Genomic DNA, 26,285 nt, shown 5'->3' on the forward strand with positions numbered 1-26,285 from the left:
TCCACGCCCGAGAACTTTCTCGAGAGCCAGTGTGCGATCGCCCACGGGGACGCAAATACATCGAACTACGCCGTCGCCACCGCCCCACCCACACGCGACTCCAACACGCCCTCCCGGAAACTCCGCCAGTGCCGCACCGGCACCGCCGCCACCAGCATCACCGCCACCATGCTCAGATCAAACGCCACGATCCAGAAGACCGCCGACGAGATGAACCCATACGAGTGCAGCCCCACGCCCAGCATGTTTGTCCCGAACCACGACCACGCCGTCACGATGTTCCCAAAGACCGCGAGCACCGCGATCCCGCGCTCCTTGATCATCCCGCCCCATCGTGCGTGCAGAATGATCAGGTTGATCAGCACGATCAGCGCCGCCCCGTTCTCCTTGGGGTCCCACCCCCAGAACCTTCCCCACGACTGGTCCGCCCAGATTCCCCCCAGCACCGTCCCAAAGAAACTCATCACCGTCGCGAAGCACACCACCCCATAGATCCCCTTCGGCAACGTCTTCTTGAGGTCCCCCCGAAGCGCCGGCGTGAACACCCCCAACAGGATGTACGCCATCGCGAGGAACCCCGCCAGGAACGTCGCCGAGTACCCGATCGTCACCACCACCACGTGCGTCGCCAGCCAGAAGTTCGAGTCGAGCACAGCCTGCATCGCCTCCATCGTGTCCCCGGACGCCCCAAGATTGTGCGCCACGATCAGCGTCGAGAACCCGATCACCGACGCCACGATCGTCCCGATCCCCACGCGCACCATCCGCTCCACCATAAACGCCAGCGGCACGCACGCCCATCCAATAAAAACTGCCGACGAGTACAGGTTCGTCACAGGAGGCCGACCCTGCAGCACGACCCGCGCCACCAGCCCGATCGTCTGCACGAGAAACGCCAACCCCACCATCCATAGCCCGCTGCGCCGCAACACCCCGCCCCACGCCGAGTCGCTCTTCCCCGACACCGTCGTCACCAGCAACCCCAAGAGCGCCAGCACCGCCGCGAACACATACACCGCCGCCGCGTTCACAAACGGCGCGGCCCGATTGAACACCACCTCGTTCGACGACGCCCGAGCCGCCCCAGGCAACGCCCCACGCAGCGTCTCGCCATACTCCCGCGCGACCCTCGTCAACGTCGCCCCATCCCCGGCCGACAACGACTCCAGCATCGAATGCCACGCCTTCGTCGACGCGTCCCCACCCACCATCGGCCCCGCCGTCATCACCAATGGCCGCCACTCCTGCCCCGACGCCAACGGCGCCACCGCCAGCGGCGCCTCCCACTGCGCAATCGCCAGATACAACATCACTCGATCGTTCAACCCAAGCACCTGACGCTGGAACATGTCCTGCTGCTTCGCCGGCACCGCCTTCGCCATATCCACCTGATTCGCCATCTCCGGCAGCCGCGCCATCAACTCGCTGAGCGCATACCGAGTCCGCCGACCATGCACGTCGCTCTCGGGCAATCCAAAGAGCGCCCGCAGATCCGGATGATCGATCCGAAAGACCTCACGCGAGATCGCCCGCTTCTGCGTCTCCGCGTCTCCCGCCGCCATCAACTCCATCACCCACTGCACCGCCGTCATCGACGGCTGCTCCCCACGCGCAGGCAAACTCTGCCTCCCGCTCATCCGAAGCAGCGCCGATCGTGCGAAAGTATCCAAAGGCTTCGTCCGCCCCTCCGCAGAAACCGCCAGCGAACCCACGGCATTCCAATCCACACCATCCGCATCAACCGCCGGCCCACGCATCCGCGAAGCCACCGACACCGCCATCACCACGACCAGCATCAGCGGAATCCACCGCATCAATCGTCCCATGTTCATCGCGTCCCCTCCATGCCGTCCCCTCGCCGCACCGCGCCACCCCGCCTCTTGCTCCAACTCCGATACCCAAAGTGGAACAACATCCCACTCACCACCAGCCCGCACGAGACATACGGCAGCAACCACCCCGGATTCCGCACCACCTGCAGCACCGTCCCCGAGTTGTCCGACTTGAAACTCGCCTGATACAGCGTGTCCCCGCGATACCGCAGCGGCTCGTTCATCCGGATCATAACCTCGCGATTCACGTGATGCTCCGGATCAATCAGCCGCACCAGGCTCGAAAAGTTCTTGGGCCGATTCGTCCCCACGTACAGATCGTGCTTGAAATCAATCAACTCCAGCGTGTACGGCTTGTACGTCCGCTTGAACCGCAGCGCCATCGCATACGACTTCCCCCCCACGCCGAACGACTGCTCGGGCTCAAGGTGCACCGACACCATCATCGTCCCCAGCCTCCGATCCCCATCCATCAGCGTCACATACGCACTGGGAACATCCACCGTCGATCCATCCACCCCAGTCGCCCGTGCCACGCCCCGTGCCCGCACGTTCCGCCCGATCCCCATGTCCGCCGTCGGCCCCATGCTCAGCCGCGGATCCCCATCCATCCCGCCCGTGACCGCCGCAAGCGTCGAGTTCGCCATCCATGAATCCACGTGGATCTCAAACCCCAGCATCGGATGCCGAATCGTCGCCCCCTCGTGGAGTTGAGCCATCGGGATCGCGATCACGATATCGCTCGTCGGGTCGGTCTTGTCGATCACCGCCAGTTCCGCCGTCCGGATGTCCTCCACAAAGTTCGACGACTTCCCCTCGTCGATCGACATGTTCCCCTCGTCCGCAAACGCCCCGGTCACAAACTCTCCCGCCAGGAGCAGGATCACCCCAAGGTGCGTCACGATGATCCCCACCCGCTTCGCCGACAGTTTGAACCGCACGGCATGCGCCGCCACAAGGTTCACAAACAGCAACACCCCGATCGTCAGCCCCCCCGGGAACAGAATCGCCACACGATCCGACACACCCCACGAATCCGGCACAAACAACCTCAACCGAATCCACGTGTGCGTCGACCGGAAATACTCGTGCACCACCGTCCACACGCCATCGTGCATCTGCGCCAGCGTCCCCGCCAGAATCAGAACCATCGACATCGCCAGGAGCGCCACCGTCAGCCGAAGCGACGCCAGCGCGTGCAGCGCCGCCATCACGATGAACCGCCCACGCGCCCTCGCGTGCTCCTCAGTGCTCACACGCGAACCAACATCCGCTTCCGTGCTGATCTGTGTCATGGTGCCTTCGCGTTCCCCGTGATCGCCAGCCGCGTGAACTCGTCGAACGAGCCTCGCTCCTTCTCCACAACCGCCGCCGGCCCCGACAACTTGAAATACCAACTCTGCTCATTCGTCGGCAGAATCACCGCGATCATCCGATTCTTCCCGTCCGCCGAAGTCAGATCGAACCGCATCCCCCTCGCCCCGATCGGCGTGAATGCCTGATCCGAAAGCCGCACCACCGCCTCCAGCCCCATCTGACCACGCCACCGATTGATGTTCTCCAGCAACCCACCTCCATCTCCAATCAGCGACGTCAGCGTCGCACGCCCCTGCTCACCCTCGCCCCCATCGCCCGGAATGTTGTACGCCACAGCCGCGAATCCGCTCGACGTGTCCGCCTGCCAATGCGCCGGCGGCCGCCAACTCATCGCCCGCTGAGCCAACCCAGCATTCACATCCACCTCCATCCCGACACCCGTCGGCGGATGCCCAGGCGGAAGCGCCATCCCCTCACCCACGCCCATCCCACTCGGCATCGGTGCCGCCCCCATCCCACCACCCGTCATCCCGCTCCCGCCCGCCTCCACGTGGAACGTCCCCACAAACGCCGCGAAGTCCTTCTCCAGTGTCGCCGCGTCCGCGTGCGGCAGCGTGCTCTTCACAAACCACGTCTTCCCATCCCCAGGCACAACGATCGCCCCCAGCATCGTCGACGCCTCATTCGCCATCTTCGTCAGCCACACCTTCACAACCCCAACGCTCGACGAGTGATCCGCCGCCGTCAAGATCCCGCCAAGGTCCCCCTCGCCCACGGCCGCAAGCCCCAACTGCCCACGCCACCGGTTCACATTCGCCAGGTTCCCGCCCACATCGCCCGGAAACGCCGTGATCGTCACCTCCGCGTTGTTCACGATCGCCACTCGAATCGTCGCCAACCGCATCTCCTGAGTCGTCGGCACCTCCACCCACCCCGCCGGCAGCGACCACACAACCTTCCCCCCGCTCGCCGCCATCGCGCCCCCGGGCGCCGAGCCAGGCATCGTGCCGCCCGACATCCCATTCCCAGCCATGCCGTTTCCAGGCATGCCATTTCCAGTCATCCCGCTGCCCGCGTTCCCATTCGCCCCACCAGCCCCAGAACGCTCCGCAGGCTTCGCCACGCGATACGTCTTCACCGGCTCCTTCTCGCACGAAGCCAGCAACACGACCATCGCCGCACCGACCACCTTCACGCCATGCATCAATCGAGTCTTCATGATCCCCATCGTAGGGTTCGCTCCACGAGCAGACCGCGCCCGACACACCCCCATTCCCCCTCGCTATCCTCGTTTCGATGCGTGAAATCCCCGGCGAACTACCCAACATCGATACCAACGAACTCGGCCCGTGGATCGTTGATCGACACCACTATGCGCCCTCGCCCGGAGTTCTCGGATTCATCCTGATCTACGTCGGCTTCCTCGCGATGGCCTTCGCTCCAATGTACAAGGCCAACACTGTGGGTGCAAAATGGACGCTCTCATACGTGCTGCCCGTTGTGGGGAGCGCCCTCGTCTTCATGCTCGGGATTGCACTGGTCCTCGCGTCCCGTGAAAGACTCTCCTTCCACGAACGAGGCTTCATCATCAAGCGACGACTCCGCAGACCTCGCATCATCCTTTACGCTGATATCGATCAGATCATGTTCATTGCCTCACAGACCGTCGAGTCGGGCATCCCCACTGGTTCCAAAAACTACCTCAGAATCCGGCTACGAGACAACACCCGGTTCCGGTACACCGGAAGGAGCGAAGAACGCCAAAAGGGCTTCCGTCGGATACTGGGAAAGGGCTTCTTCCACGACCACAAGATGGACCATGTCGGCACACTCATGATCCGACAGGTCGCGCACCGAATGCTCGATCAAATTCACGCCGACGGCGAGATCAACTGGTCCAAGCACGCATGTCTCACCACCCACAGCATCACGCCGCTGAAAGGACCATACAAAGGTCTCGCAATCCCACTCGACGAACTTGCTGGCTGGCGACAAACGATCGACTCGATCAAACTGTTTCGCACGGGTGAGAAACGCCCTTTCCTGAAGATTCCCATCATGACAATGAACGTCCGTCCGGGACTCCTTCTTCTCGATGATCTCTGCAATATCGTCGTTGAGGACGACAACACCTAGGACCGTCCGAACTCAATCCCTACCCTCCCCCATGCCCGAAACCATCTTCACCAAAATCCTCAGCGGCACCATCCCCGCCCACAAAGTCCACGAAGACCACCACACCTTCGCCTTCCTCGACATCAACCCACTCAGCCCAGGCCACACCCTCCTCATCCCAAAAGTGCCCGTAGCCAAACTCCACGAACTCTCCGACGAAGCCGCCGCCGCCCTCGGCCGTGTCCTCCCGCGCCTCTGCCGCGCCATCGTCCACGCCACAGGCATCCCCGACTACAACATCCTCCAGAACAACGGCAGCCCCGCCCACCAGGCCGTCTTCCACGTCCACATCCACATCATCCCCAAGCCAAACGCCACCCAAGGCCTCAACATCCACTGGCCCGCCTCACCCCTCGACCCCGCACTCGCCAAATCCCTCGTCACCAAAATCACCACCGCCCTCCGCGAGTGAACTCCTGGTGGCACCGCTCTCCAGAGCGGTGTCTCCTTGACCTACTTCTCCTCATGGCACAGGGAGGGGGGCGTCTCGCCTGTGTCGACCACATGGAATTCTTCCCGACACCTGTTGCGCGCCCGCGACCACCCTACTCATGCACAATCGAAGTCGTCAGCGCCGGCAGTCCCACCACCCCATCCTCCGTCACCAACTCGATCTCCCCGCGCGGGTTGATCCCGCGCACCGTCCCCCGATACTCGCGATTGTCGTGCACGAACGCCTGCCGACGCCCCACCAGCACGTCCCGCTGACGCCACGCCCCGAGCAGCGCCGCCTCATCCATCTTGACCGCCCGATCCACCGCCCCGATCAGCGCCCGCAGCACCACCAACCGATCGCACGACGCCCCCAGTTGCCGCAACGACACCGCCTTGTGCCGCAATCGCTCGTCCCAGTCCGACAGCAGATGCGTCACGTTGATCCCGATCCCCACATACAGCAATCCATCCACACGCTCCACCAGCACCCCCGCCACCTTCCGCCCCGCAAGCCCCGCCCGCTCCACCACATCATTCGGCCAGCGCATCCCCACGCGATCCGCATCAATCCCCAGAACTCCAGACTCCAGCGCCCCCTCCGCCGTCATGCACGCCGCAAGCCCCGCCACCATCGACACCCGCGCGTCGTCCATCCCGCCATCAAGAACAAACGTGCACGCCAGCCCCATTCCGCCTGTGTCAGCCCACACCCGCCCAAGCCGACCACGCCCCCGCCGTTGACGACCCGCCGCGAGCACCAGCCCCGCCGTTCCCCCCGCCGCGTTTCGCGCCTCGTCCTGCGTCGAGTCGATCTCCTCCTCGCACACCACGCGGTCCACCACGCCCACACCACTCATCGCGAGCCACTCGCCGAGTTCCCCCGCCCACGTCGACACCGCCGGTTCCTGTGGCCCGCTCGAGTTCATGCCGTCATCTCTCCAATATCGAGCGCCACATCCAGCGACACCGACGAGTGAGTAATCGATCCCATCGAAATCCGATCCACCCCCGTCCGCGCCACCGACGCCAACGTCTCCCGCGTGATCCCCCCGCTCGCCTCCAGCAGCAACCCAGGCCGCCGCGCCTCCCGCATCGCCACCGCCTCAGTCATCATCGCCACATCAAAGTTGTCCAGCAGCACGATGTCCACCACGCCCGCCTCCAACTCCAGCAGCGCGCGATACTGCGCCATCGTGTCCACCTCAACCTCAACAAACCGAACCCCCGCGATCATCCGCGCCCGCGCGCTCGCCTCGCGCACAAACGCCGCAAGCCCCGAAACCCCATCCGTCCCCACGCCCGCCGCCGAAAGGTGATTGTCCTTGATCAAGACCGCATCAAACAGCCCGATCCGATGGCACATCCCCCCGCCGCACCGCACCGCATACTTCTCCAGCACCCGCAGCCCAGGCGTCGTCTTCCGAGTATCAAACACCCGCGCCCGACACCCCGACGGCACCATCCCCACCGCCCCCGCCGTCGCCGTCGCCACCCCCGACAATCGCCCCACCAGATTCAAGAGCGTCCGCTCCAGCGCCAACACCTCACCCACGCCCCCGCGCACCACCGCCGCCACCGTCCCCCGCTCTACACGCGTCCCATCCTCAACCAAAACCTCAACCCGCGCCATCGGCGCAATCACCCCCGCCAACTCCCCCGCGCACGCCATCCCGCACACCACGCCCCCACCACGCATCACCAGCCGAGCCTCAACTTCCCCGCCCTGCCCACCAAAGCACACCGCGCTCGTCACGTCCCCCGCCCCGCCAAGATCCTCCTCGCGCGCCAACTCGTACAACCGCCGAGCCAACCCACCTCGGGTCAACTCGGCGTGCAACGCGCCCAACGACAACGTGTTCAAATCCTGAAAACCCACGATCGTATCGTATTTCGTCCGCACGCATCCGCCCCGTGAAAATTTTGACTCCCCCGCTGTCACCTCTCCCGAATACGCTCCACCCATGACCAACCTCACACGCCGCAACTTCCTCGCCACCATCCCCGCAGCCGCCATCCCGCTCGCCGCACTCAAATCCTCCGCGCGCGCGGCCATCATCACCCAGCCCGGCGCACCAAAAACCGGCGACGACCACCGCGGCCCCTGCGTCCTCGCCTCCCTCAACGGCCTGCGCGCCACCATCCGAGCCAAGGAACTCATCGACCAGGGCTTCGATCCCGCCGACGCCATCGTCCAAGGCATCCGCATCATCGAAGACGACCCCACCGACGACTCCGTCGGACTCGGCGGCCTCCCCAACGCCGATGGCATCGTCGAACTCGACGCCTCCGTCATGCACGGCCCAACCCACAAGTCCGGCGCCGTCGCCTCGCTCCGAAACATCAAGAACCCAGCCATGGTCGCCCTCGCCGTCCTCCGCAGAACCGACCACTGCCTCCTCGTCGCCGAGGGCGCCCTCCGCTTCGCCCTGCTCCACGGCTTCCGCGAAGAAAACCTCCTCACCGAACCCGCCCGACAGGAATGGGTCCGCTGGAAAGAAAACAACACCCACGACGACGACTACCTCAACGACGACGAAAAAGACTCGCCCACCGGCAAAACCTGGGACCGACTCCCCTGGCAGTCCGTGCACGACGACCAACCCAAAGACGACACTCGCGAGAACGACGGCCCACAACTGAAGTCCCACACCCGCCGCAATCACTCTCGCCCCTACACCACCGAAGTCACAGGCACCGTCCACGTCAACTGCGTCACACCCAAGGGCGACATCGCCTCCGCCACCTCCACCAGCGGCCTCAACTGGAAAATCCCAGGCCGCGTCGGCGACTCCCCCATCATCGGCGCCGGCAACTACTGCGACAACAACGTCGGCGCCGCCGGCTGCACAGGCCGAGGCGAGGCCTGTATCACCAACCTCGCCGCCTTCCAGGTCGTCAACCTCATGGCCGAAGGCCTCTCCCCCACCGCCGCCTGCCTCGAAGTCGCCAAGCGCGTCGCCGATCACACCAAGGAAAAACGCCTCAAAAACCCCGACGGCTCCCCGAACTTCAACGTCCGCTTCTACGCCCTCCGAAAAGACGGCGCCTACGGCTGCGCCACCCTCTGGTCAGGCCACAAGTTCGCCGTCAACGACTCCACAGGCCCCAAAGCCCTCGACGCCCCCTACCTCTTCGAGTCCAAGCCGTAACCACTACCAAGACTCGTGGGGCAGGCGGCCCGCCTGCCTCTCCTTCTCCTACCTCATCTCGTGGCACAGGCGTCTCGCCTGTGTCTACTTGTTTAACATCATCCAACTCCCACAATCTCCGGCCCTACCATCGCCCCCATGCACTACGACGCCCACCAGCCCATCATCGACGACCTCGAGGCGCGGATCTTGACCATCCGCGACTCTCTTTAACCTCGACGCCAAAACCAAGCGCCTCGGAGCACTCGAGGCCAAAATGGCCGAAGAGTCCTTCTGGAACAGCCAGGACGCCGCGAAGAAGGTCGTCGCCGAGAAGAAACAACTCTCGGCCATGATCACGCCCCTCACCGACGCCATTTCCGACTTCGAGGACGCCAAACTCGCCTACGAGATGGCCAAGGAAGCCGGCGACAAAGACCTCCTCAAAGAGGCCGACGACAAACTCTTCGCCTTGAGCGCCCACATGGAGAAGGTCGAACTCCAGTCCCTGCTGGGCGGCCGACACGACGCCAAAAACTGCTACCTCACCATCTCCGCCGGCGCCGGCGGCACCGAGGCCAACGACTGGGCCGACATGCTCCTCCGCATGTACATCTTCTACTGCGAGAAAATGGACTTCCAGATGGAGGAAGTCGAAAAGACCTTCGGCACCGAAGTCGGCATCGACTCCGTCACCCTCCACATCAAAGGCCCCTTCGCCTTCGGCTATCTCAACTGCGAACGAGGCACTCACCGCCTCGCCCGCGTCAGCCCCTTCAACGCCCAGGGCAAACGCCAGACCTCCTTCGCCACCGTCGATGTCACCCCCGAGTTCGACGAGGTCAACGTCGAGATCCCCGAGAAGGACCTCGAGATCACGCCCTTCGTCCGCGCCTCGGGCCCCGGTGGCCAGAACGTCAACAAGGTCGCCACCGCCATCCGTCTCGTCCACAAGCCCACCGGCATCATGGTCGTCGCCAGCACCTACCGCGACCAGCCCCAGAACCGCAAGCAGGCCATGACCGTCCTCATGGCCAAACTCGAAATCATCGAGGAAGAAAAACGCGAACGAGAGATCGCCCAGGCCACCGGCGGCAGCCTCGAAAAAGGCTGGGGATCCCAGATCCGCTCCTACGTCTTCTACGACAACCGCGTGAAGGACCACCGCACCGGCTACGAAGAATCAAACTACGAGGCAGTCCTAAGGGGCGAACTCGAACCCTTCATCGACGCCGAACTCAAACGCCGCCGCTCCGAAAAAGAGCACGCCACCAAGTAACAGGTGCCCGCCTCTCTTCTGTCGAATCTCTGCCTTTGGTGGCACCGCTCTCCAGAGCGGTGCTTTCTTTTCTACCCAATCTCGTGGGGCAGGCGGCCCGCCTGCCCCTACTCCTCCTACCTCTCCTCGTGACACAGGGGGTGGCGTCCCGCCTGTGTCTACCTTCGTCTACTTGCTTTGCCTCACTCACATCCTCACCAAACTACTCAACCCGCGCGCCATCTCCCTCGCAATGCCCACTCCTGCGCGCAAAGACGCGCTGATACCCCCACACCCCCTTGCATTCAACCAAAGAGCATGTATGTTCCTTTCATGATCCCCACCGCCGACATCATCCGCAAACTCCTCGACCACGAAACAACCCTCGACGACCTCGTCCACGAGATCACCACCACCAAGGACGCCCTCGCCGAGTGGACCCGCCTCCCCGAACTCGAGCACCTCTTCGAGAAACTCAAGCACCTCTTCGAACTCCGCGCCGACATGCTCCTGATGCAAGCGAAGGTCCACGCCATCGCCTGCCTCTCGCGCATCATCCTCCGAGGCGAAGACAACGAACTCACCCGAAGAGCCGCCACCACCATCCTCAAACTCAAAGCAGCCTCCCAGGTGGCCCGCCTCTCCGAGGCTGGTCCTCCCCCTCCTACCCAACCTCATGGCACACAGAAGGGGGGCGTCTCACCTGTGTCTACATCTTCTCCCTCAACTCACACATCAACCATCACCGGAACCACTCACCACAGTGGTGCCTCTTCCACCCCTCCACCTCACCCAACACCCGCTTCCACCCCATCCGCCTTCGAGAACCGCCCCCTCAAGTCCACAACCAGTTTCGAAACTCCCGCCACGCCGCACGCCGCCTCATACCCCACCACATCCAACTTCCCGCGCCCCACCACCACACGCTCCACGCCATCAAAGTCGCTCAACCTCGCGCTCCCCAGCCGCCCCACCTTCGACAACTCCATCACCACACCCCCCGGCTCGCCCCCCGCCGCTAGTACCGCCGCCGGATCCACGCTCACCCGCGCCCCGCCCTCCTCCCGCGCCGGCCAACTCCCATCCACCAACTCCACACCCTCGCGTTCCGCCGTCCGGAGCAACGCCGAAACAACCTCACCCGGCGCGCGCCCCAGCCCCGCGCTCACAACGGCTCGCCCCGCGCCCAGTCGCGTCCCCACCTGACCCGCCATCACCACCGCCGCGTCCACGGCATCCGCCGCCCGATGCACCGTCGCCGCACTCGCAAAGTGCGACTCGGGCACCCACACATCCACGCCCGCCAGCGACAACCCGTGCCGCTTCACGAGCGCCGCCACCTCGCGCCGCGCCGATGTATCCAGATCCCGAGGCCGCACATCCGCCGCCGTCGCGTCGAGCGTCACCGCCCGCGCGCCCTTCGCCGCGATCCACGCCAGCAGCGACCGCAAGTCCGCGCCGACGCCCCCCGGTGGATCCACCGAAAGCCCCGCCAGCGACACGCTCCGCTCGATCCGAAACATCGTGCAAGTTGTAGCCGCCCCGCGACGCACGCCTCGCCGCCCACTACCGTCCCTCGATGTCCACCCCACGCCGCATCGCCGCCGTTGTCCACATCCTCTCCCTCTCCATCTGGGCCGCCCTCATCCTCGCCGCCGGCCTCGCCGCCGCCGTCGCCTTCCCCACGATGAAGCCCCTCAACCCGACGCTCCCCGATTTCGCGGCATACCCCCACGACCACTGGCTCATCGCCGCAGGCCACATCGCCAACCGCATCTTCCACATCACCGACACCGCCTCGATCGCTCTCGCCGCCCTCGCCATGCTCTCGGCGCTCGTCCTCTACCGCCAACCCACGCCCCGCGTCCGAATTTTCTGGCTCGTCACTCTCGCCGCCGCCGCGATCACGCTTCTCTACTCGCTCGCGATCCTCCGCCCGCGCATGGACCGAAACCTCGACGAGTTCTGGACCAAGGCCCGCGCCGCCCAGGTCGAGACCGCCGACGCCGCCCGCGCCAGATTCGACGCCGACCACCCCACCGCCTCTCGCCTCATCTCGGCACAACTCGCGTTCGTCCTCCTCGCCCTCGGCACCATCTCATGGTCGCTCGCGAGCCGCCGCCCATGACCGCCGATGTTGCTCCCATCAAGGCCACCCCGCGCCAGCGAGAGCGTGCCGCCCGGCTCCTCGCCGCACTCCGCGAGGCCTACCCCGACGCCCGCTGCGAACTCGACTATCGCACGCCGCACGAACTGCTGATCGCCACGATCCTCTCCGCCCAGGCGACCGACGTCAGCGTCAACAAGGCCACGCCTGCCCTGTTCAAGAACTATCCGACAATCCAACATCTCGCCGACGCCACGCCCGAAGAGATCGAGCCATTCATCAAAGCCATCGGGCTTTACCGCAACAAAGCCAAGTCCATCCACCTCGCCGCCCGTGCCATCGTCGATCAGTTTGCCGGCCAGGTTCCGCGCACCATGCCCGAACTCCTGACGTTCCGAGGCGTCGCCCGCAAGACCGCCAACGTCGTCCTCGGCAACGCCTTCCACATCAACGTCGGCTTCGTCGTCGACACCCACGTCCAGCGCCTCGCCACCCGATTCGCCCTCGTCAAGCCCGCCACGCCCATCCCGATAATCGAGCGCACGCTCATGGGACTCTTCCCGCAAAAAAGTTGGTGCGACGCGTCACACTACTTCATCTTCCACGGGCGGCGTGTCTGCACAGCGCGTGGCACCGGCTGCGCCGACCACGCCATCTGCAAGGAGTTCGGCACGGCGTGCGATCGCCGCGTGGCGTCGCTCCGCGTCAGCGCGCCAAAGACCCGCGCACGCCCATCCACGGCGGGCGGCTCTTCGGGAAAAGTCTGATGAATAAAGGAACGTGCCTGGCGGGGGTCGAACCTGCAACCTTCGGCTTCGGAGGCCGACGCTCTATCCAATTGAGCTACAGGCACATCGTCAAAGAGTCTAGGCGCTCACTCTCGATCCGCACGCCCTACGGTCTCGTCCCGCCATGCAGAAGCACCGCCCGCCCCACACCCACACGCCCGCCTGGGCGACGCTCTCGTTCTCCTTCGTCAACTCCATCGGGACATGCATCGCCACGTCCACCGGCCTGTTCTTCCTCACCAAGCACTCCTTCCACTTCACGGAGGCGGCGAACTGCCTGCTGGGGATGCTCGTCGGGGCGACGTACATCGCCGGGGCGCTCTCGGCTCGGCGGGTCGTCGAGTGGACCAAGCGCCGCTGGCCGATGGCCGGGACGCGCGACGTGCTCGTCGGCGTCATGTTCGCGATGGCGGTGCTGGCCTGTTTGCCGTGGTTCGACAGCCATGTCATTCAATCGGAATCCACGGCGACGCGGAGTCCCTGGGCCGTTTGGGTCTTTGCGGGGCTCTACAGCCCGCTGACGGGGATCCTGTGGCCGATTGTTGAGAGTTTCGTGTCGGGCGGGCTGCGCGGCGTGGCGCTGCGGAAGGCCGTCGGGCAGTGGAACATCACGTGGTCGGCGGCGCTCGTCCCGGCGATGCTCCTCCTGCCGCAGTTCATCGAGGACTCGGCGGACATCGCGCTCTTGTGCCTGGCGCCGCTGCACGTGGTCGCGGCGCTCATCGCGATCGTGGCGATCGCGCCGGAGCCGCTGCCCCACGACGACTCGCATCCGCCGGCACCGGCGTCGTACCGCGGGCTGCTCGACGCGTTCCGGATTCTGCTTCCGGCGAGTTACTTTGTGTCGTGCGTGATGTCGCCGATGCTGCCAACGCTGTTGGAGCGTGTGGGGTTCGACGCGAAGATCACGGTGGTCGTCGCGGGGCTGTGGCTGCTGACACGGACGTTCACGTTTGTGGCGCTGGAGCGGATGTCGTCGTGGCATGGGCGGATCTCGCATCCGATCGTGGGATTCGCGACGCTGGTGCTTGGATTCGGGCTGGTCTCGATCGGGCCGCTGTTGCCGGATGTTCTTGCCCCATGGATCTCGTCGACAGGGCTTGGGTTCTTTGGCGTGGGGATGGGCGCGATCTACACCGGGGCTATCTACTACGCGCTGGCGGTGGGCAACTCGGAAGTTGATGCCGGAGGGAAGCACGAGGCGTTTATTGGGGCCGGGTATTTCAGCGGGCCGTCGGCCGGGCTGTTGGCGGTGCTGGTCGCGCGTGGCGTGGCGGGGAAGGGCGAATCGGCGGTGTTCGGGCCGTATCTGCTTGGGGCGGCGGCGCTGGTGTGCGTGCCTGTGGGATATGTGGTTGTGAAACGCCTGTTACGCGTGGCGGCGGAACCGGGGGTCGAGGGCGGCATCGAATCGCCTGAGCACCCATCGGAGATCGCGTGATGCTGTGACGAATCGGTGAAGGGGGCGTGGACGAATGGACCGATATCATCGCGAATCGAACGCGGTTGTGGCCGCGGGTGCAGGAGGTAGCGTCGATCGTCGATGAGGCGAATCGGCGGTGTGTGAGCCCGGCCGAAGGTTGGATTGTGGCGGGAAGCAATTCCCGGCACGTCCCACTCGGATCGGATGGCCAACTTGACGGAGTGAACGCATGCGAGTTCGTGCACGACTGGGGCGTTTGGGGCTGGCGATCGGCGTGGCGTTTGGGCTTGGTGCGTGCGCGACGGCGTACTCGCAGCAGGCGGCGGCCCCGGTGGCGACGTCCACGGACTCGAACGCGTGGTCGTCGAATCTCTGGCGGCTGGCGCGGACGTCGGATATCAAGGACCTCGGGCCATTGCTCGACTCGGCGGGGCAGCCGCCCCAGGGCGTGGCGCCGGACATTGTCGAATCGGTCGATCGGCTCCGTCGGCACATGGCGATGCGAGAGGACGAGCGTCGTGCGCGTCTCCCGGAACTCGAGGACGAGATGAAGGAGATCCTGGCGGAGGCGCCCACCGACAACGAGACGAGCAAGGCGCTTCGCGCGGCGGTGGAGTTGCAGCTGCTGTCGAGCGACAAGAAGGCGTTCCTGGAGCGTGCGGAGATTCGCGGGTTGATCGATCGCGCGGACCGCGCGGCGAGGGAGGCCGAGGCTCGGGGCGACTGGCTGATGTCTCGTGAGTTGTTCGTGCGACTGCACGCGCTCCTGGAGGAGGCGGGGACGTACAAGCACGACGTGAACCGGCTTGGTCAGCGGCTGGCGATGCTGATGCTGTATGTGCCGGACCGGTTCTGGGAGATGCGGAACGCGCGTCTTCTGGCGGCGGGCGAGGACGGGTTGCCGCCGTACAACCCGGCGGGGAACGACTTCCACGACAAGTTGCGCTCGATCAACGAGACGATGATCCTGACGGCTCTCCTGCGTTCCCGTCAGCATGTTGAGGGCGTGGGGATGAACCAGATCGTGCTGGGCGGGCTTGGGTCGCTCAAGACGATGGTGACGACTCGCGATCTCTCTTCGGCGTTCCCGGCGCTGGGCGACGAGGCCTCTCGCGACGCGATGCTCAAGACGATCGACGCGGAGATCGCGAACGTGGGCGACGCGAGGACGATGCTGGACATCGCGCAGGTGCGCTCGATGCTGGCGCGGCTGACGCGAGCGAACGACGACACGACCAAGATCGATCGGACGGCGCTCCTCCACGAGTTCGGGCAGGGGCTGATGTCGCCGCTCGACGACTTCTCGGCGATCATCTGGCCCGACGAGTTGCGCCGGTTCCAGCGGAACACGCAGGGTCGGCTGGTTGGGATCGGCGTATCGATCGAGTTCGACGCGTCGTCGAAGATCCGCGTGGTGACGCCCCTGGATGGAACGCCCGCGCAGCGTGCGGGGATCCGTCCCGGCGACATTATCAAGAAGGTTGACGGCGTGGGGACGTTCGGGATGAGCCTCGACCAGGCCGTGGACCTCATCACGGGCCCGGCGAACACGCAGGTGGTGATCACGATCGAGCGTCCGGGCGCGACCTCGGACACAACGGAGGACCAGGACTATCTGATCACGCGCGCGGTGATCGACATCAAGACGGTGAAGGGCTGGAAGCGGAACGGGCCGCACGAGGACGACTGGGACTGGTTCATCGATCAGGATCGCGGGATCGGGTATGTGCGGCTGACGCAGTTCACGGACACGACGACGTCGGAGTTCGATCGTGCGATCACGTCGATGAAGTCGAAGGGCCTGGGCGGATTGATCCTCGACCTTCGGTTCAATCCGGGCGGGCTGCTCGATCAGGCGGTCTCGATCGTGCAGCGCTTCGTGGACGTGCAGGGCGGGCACATCGTGATGATGTCGAACGGGAACGGGACGATCTCGAACCCGGAGTTCACGGATCCGGATCGGGCGACGCTGGCGAAGACGCCGGTGATCGTGCTGGTGAACGAGAACTCGGCGTCGGCGTCGGAGATCGTGTCGGGGGCGCTTCGGTACTACGGGCGTCAAGGGGACATCGACTGCCTGGTGCTGGGGGAACGGTCCTTCGGCAAGGGTTCGGTGCAGAATGTGTGGGAACTCACGCCGACGGCGATGATGAAGTTGACGATCCAGTACTACATGCTCCCGGACAAGCGGATCATCCACCGCAAGCCGGGATCGGAGTCGTGGGGCGTGGAGCCGGATCTCTCGGTGTCCATGCTTCCCTCGCAGACGACCGATGCGCTGACGATACGTCGGAACGCGGACATCGATAATGGCGATCCGGCGAACAAGCCGCGCCCGAGGAAGCAGCCGAAGTTGCCGGCGGACGAGCAGCCGATCGTGGAGAGCCAACGGACGAAGCGCTCGCAGGAGGCGGAGATGTCGTCGAACCCGACGGACCTTCTGGAGAAGGGGATCGACCTTCAACTGGAGACGGCGGTTCTCTTGCTGAAATCTCGCGCGAGCGAGGGACACGCGGAGCACGCGGCGATGGGCGATCGCTAGGCGGACTTGTCGGGCGCGGCGAAGGCGACGACGTATTGCAGGCCGACGACGGGGTAGGCCATGCGCAGGCGGTAGACCCGGAACTGGTCGAGGGATCGGCCGAGTTGTCGGCTGGTGTGGTTGATGATGTCGGCGTAGCGCGGGATCTCGTCGATGGTGAATCGATCTTCGGCGGCGGAGAGGTCTTCGACGGTCTCGGTGACGACGACGCGGTCGGAATCACGAGCGGGGTCGTTGGGGTTGGCGGGGCCGCGGGCGCCGGGGTTGTAGACGATGAGTTGCGGGGCGGCGCTGGGGAAGATGTCGTTGTGGACGATGGCGTCGCAGACGAGGTTTCGTGCGGGGACGTCGACGAAGAGGGAGACGCCGCGGAGGCGTGACCCATCGGCGGCGAAGCGCTTGGGGCCTTTGCTCTGACGGCTGACGACGAGCATGTCTCGGAGTTGGTCCTTACCGAGGGCGTTGTCGGCGAGTGTGTGGATAATCTGGCCGCCGACGCGAGTGGACTCGAGTGTGGCGGGCTCGTTAGCGTAGAACTGCTGGAGGGAGACCGGGCTCTGGTCGACGTTTCCGGGGGAGTGTGGATCCTGGGGCGGGGGGCCGAAGGAGAAGCAGACGCTGGTGTCGGAGCGGAGGCGTCGCATGGCGATGGCGCCGTGGACGTTGGTGATGGCGACGGAGTCGGGGTCGTCGTTGACGGGCTCGAAGAACATGCAGGTGAGCCAGGTTTCGGCCTCGACGCCGAGGATGTGGCGCATGCCCTTGAAGACGTCGGCGCGGGCGGTTTGGGAGACTCTGGCGCGGAGGGTGTTTGATCGGCCTCCGATGGCGGCGTGGAGGGCGGCGCGGGTGCCGAACTGCTCGCGGATGAGGGCGTCGAACTGGTCGATGGCGGCGAGGGCCTCAACGGCGATGGCGCGGTCCATGCCGTGGGTGGCGGCGGAGGTGACGACGCCTCGGAGTGATTCGGGGCCTGGGATGGCCTCGAGGACCTCGTCGGGAGATTTTTTCTGGAGGGCGCCGAGGAGTTTGCTGAGGGTGACGCGGGAGAGGCCGAGTTTGGCGGCGAGGGAGGTAGGCCTTGGGTTTCCGGCGCCGGCCTTGGCGACGACGTTGGACATCGCGGCGGCGAGGCGTGATCCGATGTGTTGGACCCCGGCGGATCCTTGGTGCTGGTCGGTCCTCATTCGGGGGAACACTAGCCCACGGGGATGGGGGATGTGGATGTGGGGGCGATGCGGCGTGAGTGTTGCTTAGGTTGTTGCTTGATCGGGTGGGAGGGCCTTGAGGCCGAAGTAGGTGTGGAGGATGTGGCGGCCGAGGTAGATGGCGGGTGTGAGGGTGATGGCGATGACGTACTTGAGCATGTAGCCGGTGAGGGCGGTCTTCAAGACTTCGGGCATGGGCATGGGGATGGAGTCGGCGGCGGGGAAGAGTCGGCGGCCGAGGTTGAAGGCGAGGTAGGTGACGATGAGGCTGTCAATGAACTGGCTGATGATGGTGGAGCCGGTGGCTCGGAGCCAGACCTGCTTGCCTTTGGTGAGTTTCTTGATCCAGGAGAAGAGGAAGATGTCGCTGAAACTGCCGACGAGGAAGGCGCAGATGGAGGCGACGTACATGATTCGGGTGTTGCCGAGGACGTTGTCGAAGGATTCTTTCTTGACGTTGTAGACGGCGTCGAGGTGTTCCATGTTGAGTGCGGCGTTGATGAAGAGGAAGACGAGGAAGCCCATGGCGAAACTGATCCAGACGACTCGGCGGGCGGCTTTTTTGCCGTAGTACTCGTTGATGAGGTCGGTGAGGAGGAAGGTGATGGGGAAGGCGAGCATGCCACTGGTGTGCTGGATCGCGTCGATGGGCTGGTCGGACCAGGGGACGGAGAAGGAGAAGCCGAGGGGGATGGTGAAGAGTTTGCAACCGGTGATGTCGGCGACGAGGAGGCAGGCGACGGAGATGCAGGTGAGCCAGAGATAGACCTTCTGGGGGGTTGAGAGTTCGTGGGGCTCGTGGTGGGCTGGGGTGGTCATAGTGTGTTTGCGTTGGTGTGCGGGTTGAGGGTGTGAGCGTTAGAATACAGGTGAGTCGTGGATCGTGCCGGGAGTATTCCGGGCGGCCGCGTCTTTTCTGGGCCCGTTTGGGCGTGGTTCGTGAACTTCACCTTCTTGGATGCTCGACACGATGACTGTGCCGAACTCTTCAGCCGCGGGACATGGGACTGGACATGGTGTGGGACATCGGGCGCCGTTGTCGCACGCGACGACGGAGTTTGAGAAGAAGGACCGGTGCGCGGATCTGCCGCATCGGCCTCGGGTGCTGCTCGGGAAGATGGGATTGGATGGTCACGACCGGGGCGTGAAGGTGATCGCGCGGGCGCTGCGGGACAGCGGGATCCACGTGATCTATTCGGGGTTGTGGCAGACGCCTCGGTCGCTCGCGATCTCGGCGCGGGATGAGGATTGCGACGTGATCTGCGCGTCGATGATGAGCAACTCGCACCTGGTGCTTGGGCCGAAGTTGGTGGGTGAGTTGAAGACGATGGGGCGTGGGGACCTGCCGGTGTACATGGGTGGGATTCTGCCACAGGAGGACATCCCGCAACTCAAGGAGATGGGGGTCGCGAGGTGCTTCACGACGGGCGTGGGGCTGCTCGACATCGTGGAGGCGGTGCGGTCGGCGGTGCGGGAGAGGTCGGCGATGATCGATGGCGGGGCGACGGCGCAGTTAGCGCGGGACATCTCGCAGGTCCATGATGGGAAGGCGCTGCGGAAGGGGGCGAAGAAGCGTCGGCCTGCGCGTGTGGTGGGGATCACGGGGTCGCCTGGGGCGGGGAAGAGCACGCTGGTGGCGCAGATGGTGTCGGAGTATTCGCGGCGGTCGAAGGGCGGCGAGGCGGGATTCACGGGGCGTGCGGCGGTGGTCGCGTTTGATCCGATGAGCCCGATCACGAGCGGGGCGCTGCTTGGGGATCGGCTGCGTGTGGACTTCAACACGATCGGCGAGGGCGTGTACTACCGGTCGCTGGCGATCAGCGGCGAGGACTATCACGCGCTGCCGGAGATTCTGGAGTTGATCGGCGGGGCGGCGGAGGGCGAGGGCGGGGAGGACGGGGCGTTCGATCTGGTGTTTGTGGAGACGGTGGGCGCGGGGCAGAACGAGACGAAGATCCGGCAGTATGTGGACATGACGGCGGTGGTGCTGACGCCGGGGATGGGCGACGCGGTGCAGATGGACAAGGCGGGGATCCTGGAGATCGCGGACGTGTTTGTGTGCAACAAGGCGGACCATCCTGGGGAGCACGAGTTGGTGCGGGATCTGCGTGACGTGGCGGGGCGACGGGCGATTCTGGAGACGGTGGCAACGCGGGGTGAGGGGGTGAGCGGGGTGCTGGAGAGGGTGATGGCGTGGGCTTGAGAAATGGCCAAATGGACAAATTTCCAAGTTGCCAAATTCGGAATGTTCATGTGTGAGCGATGGGGATTGGGAGGGCTGGGATGGCTGAGGGGGTCTTCCAGTGCATGGAGGTTTGGGGCGGGAGCGAGGCCGCGGACACGGGCGTGGAGATGCCTGGTGTTGATGTGTGGGTGATGAGTCGTCCTTTTCAGGGGGACGACGCGGGCGGGGATGTTCACTATGTGTCGAGTTGCGCGACGGGGCGTGTGACTCGGTTCCTGCTGGCGGACGTGAGCGGTCATGGCGAGGCGGTCGCGTCGGTGGCGCGCGATCTTCGCACGCTGATGCGGCGATTTGTGAACTACATCGATCAGGGACGGTTCGTGCGCGAGCTGAACCGGGAGTTCAATGAACTCGCGGAGGCGGGGTGCTTTGCGACGGCGATCGTGGCGACGTATTTCAATCCGACGGGGCACCTGACGCTGTGCAACGCGGGTCATCCGCGTCCTTTGGTGTTTTCGAGGGAGACGGGGCGGTGGAACGCGATTGATATCGGGAAGGACTCGCGGGTGGCGGGGAACCTGCCTCTGGGGATCTTTTCGGGCGTGGAGTATGACGAGGGGTCGTTGGTGCTGGCGCCTGGGGATTGCGTGCTGTTGTATACGGATGCGTTGGTGGAGGCGGTGGAGGCGGGCGGAGTCGTGGCGGAGAAGCGTGGGCTGGCGATGGTGGGCGAGCGGGGGCTGCTGGAGATGTTGGAGGGTTTGGATCCAAAGGACCTTGGCGGGCTGGTGCGCGGGCTTCAGGAGCGGCTCGTCGCGCGAGTCGGGGAACTCAAGGACGACGCGACGATCCTGGCGATTCGGGTGAACACGGGGAAGCAGCGGACGTCGTGGGGTGATCGGGTGATCGCGGCGGGGCGGTGGGTTCGGTTGTGGGCGCGGGGTGAGGCGACGAATCCGGCGCCTTGGCCTGAGTGGAGCGTGGTGAACATTGTGGGCGGGGTGGTTGGGCCTGTGAATCGGATGTTCCGGCCGAGGGCTGGGAAATTGCCAAATGAACAAATGACCAAATTGCCAAATGAGGAGTGATCTTGGGTTGGGTCGTTGGCCGCTAGGATTGGGGGCATGGAAGCAATCACACAGAACTCTGCGGCGGATGGTGTGGGCGTGCCTGAGATGCCTGAGGTTGAGGTTCGTCGTGGGAAGGGGCGCGGGCGGGCGGTGGCGACTGAGCACGAGTCGAATGGTGCCGCGGCGGCGATCGCGTTGGCTGTTGAGGCGATTCTGCTGAGCGTGGACAAGGCGGTGGCGCCCGGGCGGATTGCGGAGGCGGTGTTTCGGCCTGAGGCGGCGCGTGAGGTCGGGCGGGAGCGGAAGGGCGAGGGGGATGAGGAGCGGGAGTCTCTGGCGTCGAAGGCCGAGGTCGCGGCGGTGGATGAGGCGATCGGGATTCTGAACGCGGAGTATGAGCGTTCGGGTCGGTCGTTCCGGATCGAGAGCGTGGCGGGCGGGTATCGGCTGATGACGCTGGCGGCGCACTCGGCGGTAATCGCGGCGTTCAAGCGAGCGCGGTTGAGCGCGAAGTTGTCGCGGGCGGCGGTGGAGACGCTGGCGATCATCGCGTATCGGCAGCCGGTGACGCGGGCGGAACTGGAGGCGATCCGCGGGGTGGCGTGCGGGGAGGTGCTCAAGAGCCTGATGGATCGGCGGCTGGTGACGATCAAAGGTCGAGCGGAGGAGATCGGACGGCCGATCTTGTACGGGACGACGAAGCAGTTTCTGGATCATTTCGGGATCGCGTCGCTCAAGGATCTGCCGGCGCCGGCCGAAGTTGGTGGGGGGCGGGCGAGGGACGCGTGACCGTGCGTTGGTGTTGACGACGAAGACACTCGAGAACAAGGAGTTCAAGGATGAACGGAATGACCCGAGCGATTGTGGCTGGATGTGTGGCGGTCATGGGCGGAATCCTCGGAGGGTGTTCCTCGACGAACAGCCTTGAGGGGAAGGTCGTGGCGGGGAATGCGTCGATCGTGACAGTGGTGGATTCGACGGATGAGCGTGTGAGCGGGCCTGGGATCGCCGGGGCGAAAGTTGTGCTGCGGTCGCGGTCCACGGGGCTTTCGGACCAGATTCTGGGGACGGTGACGACGAATGAGCGTGGGGAGTTCACGCTGAAGGTGGCGGGCGGGACGATCAGCCAGCAACTGGTGGTGGAGGCAACGGCGCCTGACCACACGGTGGCGAATGGGGCGATTTATATCTGGCCGACGAACAAGCGCGGGCTGGTGGTGCTGCGGAGCATGACGGCGTCGAACGCGACGAAGCCGACGAATCCGGCGACGGCGGCGTATATCAATGGGGAGAGCGGCGAGTAATACCGGAAGGATCGTGGGTGCGAGAACCACGCGGGGAGAGATTGCCCAAATTGCCTGGGTTGCGTGGAGTGCGTTGGAACTTGTGAATCTTCTGGCTCGCTCGATGCGGGCCTTTTTTCTTTTGGGGGGTGTGGTAGACTGATGGTCGACGCCCTGGTGTTGGTGGTGTGGACGGGTGGGATGCCCTCAAAGACCTTGGAGTTTTCGGCGATGGGACGGTTCGTCTCGACGCGGGAGATATGCGCGATGGCCCTGACGGGGGTTGTTGTGATGCCATTGGGTCTCGCCAATGGCGGGACGATGGTGGAGCCTGTGGGTGTTCGGATGGAGTACCCGTTGGAGACGGGGTGGGTCTCGGCGCATGATGCGGCGGTGGATGATGAGTTTGAGATTGATGTTGCGGGGGCTTCGTGGGTGCGGGTTCACTTTTCGGAAGTCGTGCTTTCGTCGGGATGCACGCTGAGCGTGGAGTCGATGCGGGATGGGGAGCATCAGGACTTCACGGCGGGGATGATGAAGGCATGGTCGGAGTCGACGGCGTATTTCAATGGGGATCATCTTCGGCTGGTGGTGCATACGGAGGCCGGGGGCGTGAGCCACGTGGTAGTGGATGAGGTGGAGATCGGATTGGGGTTGTCGTCGCGGGGGACGCCGGATCAGTGCGGGATTTGTGGAGTGGATGATCGCGAGCCATCGACGGAGTTCTGGACGGGTCGGATCATGCCAGTGGTGTGCACGGGTTCGGTGGTGTGCGAGGACAGCACGGTGATCGGGGCGGGTCACTGCGCCGGGTCGGGTCAGGTGCTTCAGTTCCACGTGCCAGCGGCGGACTCGGCGTGCGGCGTGGTGCAGCCGCCGGTTGCGGATCAGTTTCCGTTGACGGTGGCGGCGTCGGCGAATGGCGGATTTGGGAGCGATTGGGCGGTGTATCGGTGTGGCGTGAACACGCTTGGGGAGACGCCGTATGAGCGGTATGGGGAGATGAAGCGGGTCTCGACGGTGGTGGCGGAGAACGGCGTGGCCACGGATGTGTGGGGGTATGGCGTTGATGACGTGTGTGACCGGTCGCGGACGCAGCAGCATTCGCCGGGCGTGGTGATGGGGCATGGGACGGGCGTGTATGCGGTGACCAACGATGTGCGGACGGGGAGCAGCGGGTCGGCGGTGGTTGTGGATGGCGAGATCGTGGGGGTGATGACGATCTGCAACTTGTCGTGCGAGGGGAACTATGCGACGCGGGTGGATGTGGCGGGATTCCACGCGGCGTTGGCGGCGACGATGGGATGCGGGTGCCTGGCGGACATGGACGATGGGACGGGGAGCGGCATCGGCGACGGGGCGGTGACGATCGACGATCTGCTCTATTACCTGGATGTGTTCCGGGTCGGGGGTTCGCGGGCGGATGTGGATAACGCGACGGGAAGCGGGACTCGCGATGGTGCGGTGACGATCGACGATCTGCTGTATTACCTGGGTCGGTTTGATTCGGGGTGCTGATCGCCGCGGGGCGATGCCGAACGGACACCATTCATGATGGAATCGTGGTGGCGTGAAACCCACCTATGGTGTGTGGCCGTGCGCGACTGTGGCGTGCGGGAATCGCACGTATTTTTGCAAGGACGCGTGTCCCATGGGTGATGAGAAATCGGGCGGGTGTTGTGGGGGTCGTTCGTGCTGCGGCGGATCGCTAGGAGCGACGAATGTGGTGGCGGGTGCCGCGGTTCGGCTGTTGGATGAGTGCGCGCGGTTTGTTGAGGGAGTTGGGGACGAGGCGTACACGCGGGAGTCGCGGGTGATTTCGGGTGGGACGATCGGGAAGCACGTGCGGCACGTGCTGGATCACTATGCGGCGATTTTTGTGGGAATGGACATGGGGGAAGAGATCGGGTACGACCGTCGCGAGCGGAACGTGCCGATGGAGACGGATCGCGGGGCGGCACGGGCGGCGATCGTGGAGTTGAAGTCGCGTCTGTCTCGCGGGGCTTCGGAGGGGACGGCGTGGTTGTCGCGGCCGGTGCGGGTGCGGGTGATGGTCTCGGCGGAGGGGGAAGAGGCGGAACTGGGCTCGACGGCGGGGCGGGAGTTGGCGTTTGCCACGCACCACGCGGTGCACCATCAGGCGATGATGCGGGCGATCGCGGCGGAGCACGGAGCGGGCGTGGGCGGGGACTCGAGTGGATTCGGGAAGGCTCCGTCGACTCTGAACCATGAGCGTGGCGGCGGGGCCTCATGAAAGAGTGGGTGAGGTTCTGAGGCACGAGGTCAGGCGTTTGTGAGGCGTTCGTGTGTGTAGCCACGAGTGCCTACTGTGATCCGAACAGGGGGTCGGCGAGGATGTTTACGAGTGCTCACTTGTTGCTCGGGATCGGGTGGCATTGAGTGCGACGGGGCGTTGGAAGTGGCATCTGAGCGACGAGTCTTGACCGAATCTTGATCTGGGCCAACTGCTGCATGTGCACTGTTTCGATCATTCCCGTGAGTCGCGAAGGAGTTGATGGGTCGCGCGGTCGTGGGGATCGGTGGAGCGGTTTTCGGCTAGTGAGCAATCGGGACGAGCGTCATGACCGCGCGGACGCGACGGCACCGCGTTGGCGAGAGATTTCGGAAGAGGCGAAGGTTCGTGCGATCTGGCCTGCGGATGGTGAGGCCGGGGGGACGTGGATCGGGGCGACGGATCGCGGGCTGGTGCTGAGCCTCTTGAATCTGAATCCTGAGGAGTCAGTGGCGCTTCCCGAGGCGGGGCGGTTGCTCTCGCGCGGGCGTGTGATTCCGACGCTCTTGGGGCGTTCTACCAGACTTCAGGGCGTGTCGAGCGAGATCGAGCGGCTGGAGTTGGATCGGTTGGCGCCGTTTCGGCTTGTGGGTGTGGAGTGGTCGCGTGAGGGGCTGGTTGTGCTCGAGGCGGCGTGGGATCGGCGCGATGTGGCGGTGATGTGGTTTGGCGAGGCGCCGATCTGCTTTGCGAGTTCGGGGCTTGGTGACCGGCTGGTGACGCCTCGGCTTGGGTTGTTTGAGGAGATGGTTGCCGGGGCGATTTCGCAGGGGACGGGATCGACGTCGGGGGTGCTGGCGCAGGATGCGTTCCATGCGCACGTGTGGCCGGACCGGCCTCAGATCAGCGTGATGATGAACCGTGCGGAGGCTCGGACGGTTTCGGTGACGAGCGTTGAGGTGATGTTTGCCGAGCGTGAGGTTGGCTGTGGTGATGCGCCTCCCCCGCTGCCGACGGTGAAGATGGGGTATCGGCCTGTGGTTTCGCCAGTGGTTGGCTTGGCGACGGGTGCGGCGGTGCCTGGGGTTCCGCCTGCGGGCGGGGTTGGTCAGGCGTCCGTACGATAGTGGTTGGTGCCATGCGCAGAGGTATGAGGGGCTTGTAGGCACAGGCGGGACGCCTGTGCCACGAGGAGGGGTAGATCAGCCCGCGCGTGGTTGTGGCAAGTTTGGCTTGATCCGAAGGGATCGCCTGTGGACAACGGCGTTGCGTGGTGGCATGTGGGTGATCGGCTTCAACGA

23 protein-coding genes, 1 tRNA gene and 1 pseudogene are annotated in these 26,285 nt (G+C 64.8%); 15 read left to right on the forward strand and 10 right to left on the reverse strand.

The window, feature by feature from the left end; all coding sequences use genetic code 11:
- Positions 1-65: 65 nt before the first annotated feature.
- Genes ccsA through IPK69_00435 form a run of 3 tightly spaced genes read right to left on the reverse strand, consistent with a single transcriptional unit; the run spans position 66 to position 4,368 of the window.
- Positions 66-1,832: a cytochrome c biogenesis protein CcsA gene (gene ccsA / locus IPK69_00425; GenBank protein QQS09133.1), complete on the reverse strand. Its 1,767-nt coding sequence runs from the start codon at positions 1,830-1,832 to the stop codon at positions 66-68.
- Positions 1,829-3,127 carry a cytochrome c biogenesis protein ResB gene (locus IPK69_00430; protein ID QQS09134.1) on the reverse strand — a complete coding sequence of 433 codons (1,299 nt, stop codon included), beginning with the start codon at positions 3,125-3,127 and terminating at the stop codon, positions 1,829-1,831. The genes ccsA and IPK69_00430 overlap by 4 nt, the downstream gene beginning before the upstream one ends.
- Positions 3,124-4,368, reverse strand: coding sequence for a hypothetical protein (locus IPK69_00435; protein QQS09135.1), 1,245 nt, complete (start codon positions 4,366-4,368; stop codon positions 3,124-3,126). Before IPK69_00435 ends, IPK69_00430 begins: the two co-directional genes overlap by 4 nt.
- A 77-nt stretch (positions 4,369-4,445) precedes the next feature.
- Here IPK69_00435 and IPK69_00440 point away from each other — a divergent pair, with 77 nt between their 5' ends.
- Both IPK69_00440 and IPK69_00445 read left to right on the forward strand, forming a co-directional pair.
- Positions 4,446-5,285, forward strand: coding sequence for a hypothetical protein (locus IPK69_00440; GenBank protein QQS09136.1), 840 nt, complete (start codon positions 4,446-4,448; stop codon positions 5,283-5,285).
- Positions 5,286-5,316: 31 nt separating this feature from the next.
- On the forward strand, positions 5,317-5,736 hold the full coding sequence (locus IPK69_00445) for an HIT family protein (protein QQS09137.1): 420 nt from the start codon (positions 5,317-5,319) through the stop codon (positions 5,734-5,736).
- A gap of 133 nt (positions 5,737-5,869) precedes the next feature.
- Here IPK69_00445 and IPK69_00450 read toward each other — a convergent pair whose 3' ends face one another.
- Positions 5,870-6,685: a hypothetical protein gene (locus tag IPK69_00450; protein ID QQS09138.1), complete on the reverse strand. Its 816-nt coding sequence runs from the start codon at positions 6,683-6,685 to the stop codon at positions 5,870-5,872.
- Positions 6,682-7,722: a carboxylating nicotinate-nucleotide diphosphorylase gene (gene nadC / locus IPK69_00455; protein QQS09139.1), complete on the reverse strand. Its 1,041-nt coding sequence runs from the start codon at positions 7,720-7,722 to the stop codon at positions 6,682-6,684. Before nadC ends, IPK69_00450 begins: the two co-directional genes overlap by 4 nt.
- On the opposite strand from nadC, the gene IPK69_00460 reads away from it, so the two are divergent.
- Positions 7,721-8,908, forward strand: coding sequence for a N(4)-(beta-N-acetylglucosaminyl)-L-asparaginase (locus IPK69_00460; GenBank protein ID QQS09140.1), 1,188 nt, complete (start codon positions 7,721-7,723; stop codon positions 8,906-8,908). The two genes, nadC and IPK69_00460, sit on opposite strands and share 2 nt — an antisense overlap.
- Before the next feature lie 205 nt (positions 8,909-9,113).
- Positions 9,114-10,166, forward strand: a pseudogene (gene prfB / locus IPK69_00465) (peptide chain release factor 2).
- 186 nt (positions 10,167-10,352) lie between these two features.
- On the opposite strand, the gene IPK69_00470 reads toward prfB, so the two are convergent.
- Together IPK69_00470 and IPK69_00475 are read right to left on the reverse strand one after the other, a co-directional pair.
- Positions 10,353-10,823 (reverse strand): hypothetical protein, encoded by a 471-nt coding sequence (locus IPK69_00470; GenBank protein ID QQS09141.1) that lies wholly within the window; start codon positions 10,821-10,823, stop codon positions 10,353-10,355.
- Positions 10,824-10,933: 110 nt separating this feature from the next.
- Positions 10,934-11,668: a hypothetical protein gene (locus IPK69_00475; GenBank protein ID QQS09142.1), complete on the reverse strand. Its 735-nt coding sequence runs from the start codon at positions 11,666-11,668 to the stop codon at positions 10,934-10,936.
- Between the two features lie 56 nt (positions 11,669-11,724).
- On the opposite strand from IPK69_00475, the gene IPK69_00480 reads away from it, so the two are divergent.
- Positions 11,725-12,273 (forward strand): hypothetical protein, encoded by a 549-nt coding sequence (locus IPK69_00480; GenBank protein QQS09143.1) that lies wholly within the window; start codon positions 11,725-11,727, stop codon positions 12,271-12,273.
- A complete protein-coding gene (nth, locus tag IPK69_00485) occupies positions 12,246-13,019 on the forward strand; it encodes an endonuclease III (GenBank protein QQS09144.1) in 774 nt (257 codons plus the stop codon). Before IPK69_00480 ends, nth begins: the two co-directional genes overlap by 28 nt.
- A 12-nt stretch (positions 13,020-13,031) precedes the next feature.
- Here the strand turns inward: nth and IPK69_00490 are convergent.
- Positions 13,032-13,105 (reverse strand) — tRNA-Arg (locus IPK69_00490).
- Between the two features lie 59 nt (positions 13,106-13,164).
- Here IPK69_00490 and IPK69_00495 point away from each other — a divergent pair.
- Positions 13,165-14,481 (forward strand): hypothetical protein, encoded by a 1,317-nt coding sequence (locus IPK69_00495; protein QQS09145.1) that lies wholly within the window; start codon positions 13,165-13,167, stop codon positions 14,479-14,481.
- Between the two features lie 211 nt (positions 14,482-14,692).
- The gene (locus IPK69_00500; protein ID QQS09146.1) at positions 14,693-17,005 is read left to right on the forward strand and encodes a S41 family peptidase; all 2,313 of its coding nucleotides are present in this window, start codon (positions 14,693-14,695) and stop codon (positions 17,003-17,005) included.
- Here the strand turns inward: IPK69_00500 and IPK69_00505 are convergent.
- The gene (locus IPK69_00505) at positions 17,002-18,126 is read right to left on the reverse strand and encodes a hypothetical protein (GenBank protein QQS09147.1); all 1,125 of its coding nucleotides are present in this window, start codon (positions 18,124-18,126) and stop codon (positions 17,002-17,004) included. The genes IPK69_00500 and IPK69_00505 overlap by 4 nt on opposite strands.
- A 132-nt stretch (positions 18,127-18,258) precedes the next feature.
- Positions 18,259-19,032 (reverse strand): queuosine precursor transporter, encoded by a 774-nt coding sequence (locus IPK69_00510; protein ID QQS09148.1) that lies wholly within the window; start codon positions 19,030-19,032, stop codon positions 18,259-18,261.
- Between the two features lie 151 nt (positions 19,033-19,183).
- Between IPK69_00510 and IPK69_00515 the strand changes: the two genes are divergently transcribed.
- From IPK69_00515 to IPK69_00545, 7 genes are all read left to right on the forward strand, one after another.
- The gene (locus IPK69_00515; GenBank protein ID QQS09149.1) at positions 19,184-20,416 is read left to right on the forward strand and encodes a cobalamin-dependent protein; all 1,233 of its coding nucleotides are present in this window, start codon (positions 19,184-19,186) and stop codon (positions 20,414-20,416) included.
- A gap of 80 nt (positions 20,417-20,496) precedes the next feature.
- Positions 20,497-21,486 carry a serine/threonine-protein phosphatase gene (locus IPK69_00520; GenBank protein QQS09150.1) on the forward strand — a complete coding sequence of 330 codons (990 nt, stop codon included), beginning with the start codon at positions 20,497-20,499 and terminating at the stop codon, positions 21,484-21,486.
- Between the two features lie 87 nt (positions 21,487-21,573).
- The gene (gene scpB, locus IPK69_00525) at positions 21,574-22,257 is read left to right on the forward strand and encodes an SMC-Scp complex subunit ScpB (GenBank protein QQS10376.1); all 684 of its coding nucleotides are present in this window, start codon (positions 21,574-21,576) and stop codon (positions 22,255-22,257) included.
- Between the two features lie 59 nt (positions 22,258-22,316).
- Positions 22,317-22,772, forward strand: a complete 456-nt coding sequence (locus IPK69_00530; protein ID QQS09151.1) for a hypothetical protein — start codon at positions 22,317-22,319, stop codon at positions 22,770-22,772.
- Between the two features lie 180 nt (positions 22,773-22,952).
- Positions 22,953-24,269, forward strand: a complete 1,317-nt coding sequence (locus tag IPK69_00535) for a hypothetical protein (GenBank protein QQS09152.1) — start codon at positions 22,953-22,955, stop codon at positions 24,267-24,269.
- A gap of 133 nt (positions 24,270-24,402) precedes the next feature.
- Entirely contained in the window at positions 24,403-25,005 is a 603-nt protein-coding gene (locus IPK69_00540) for a hypothetical protein (GenBank protein ID QQS09153.1), read from the forward strand.
- Positions 25,006-25,310: 305 nt separating this feature from the next.
- A complete protein-coding gene (locus IPK69_00545; GenBank protein QQS09154.1) occupies positions 25,311-26,111 on the forward strand; it encodes an NRDE family protein in 801 nt (266 codons plus the stop codon).
- Positions 26,112-26,285 lie beyond the last annotated feature (174 nt).

The sequence above is a fragment of the Phycisphaerales bacterium genome, from assembly GCA_016699835.1.
Taxonomy (GTDB): domain Bacteria; phylum Planctomycetota; class Phycisphaerae; order Phycisphaerales; family UBA1924.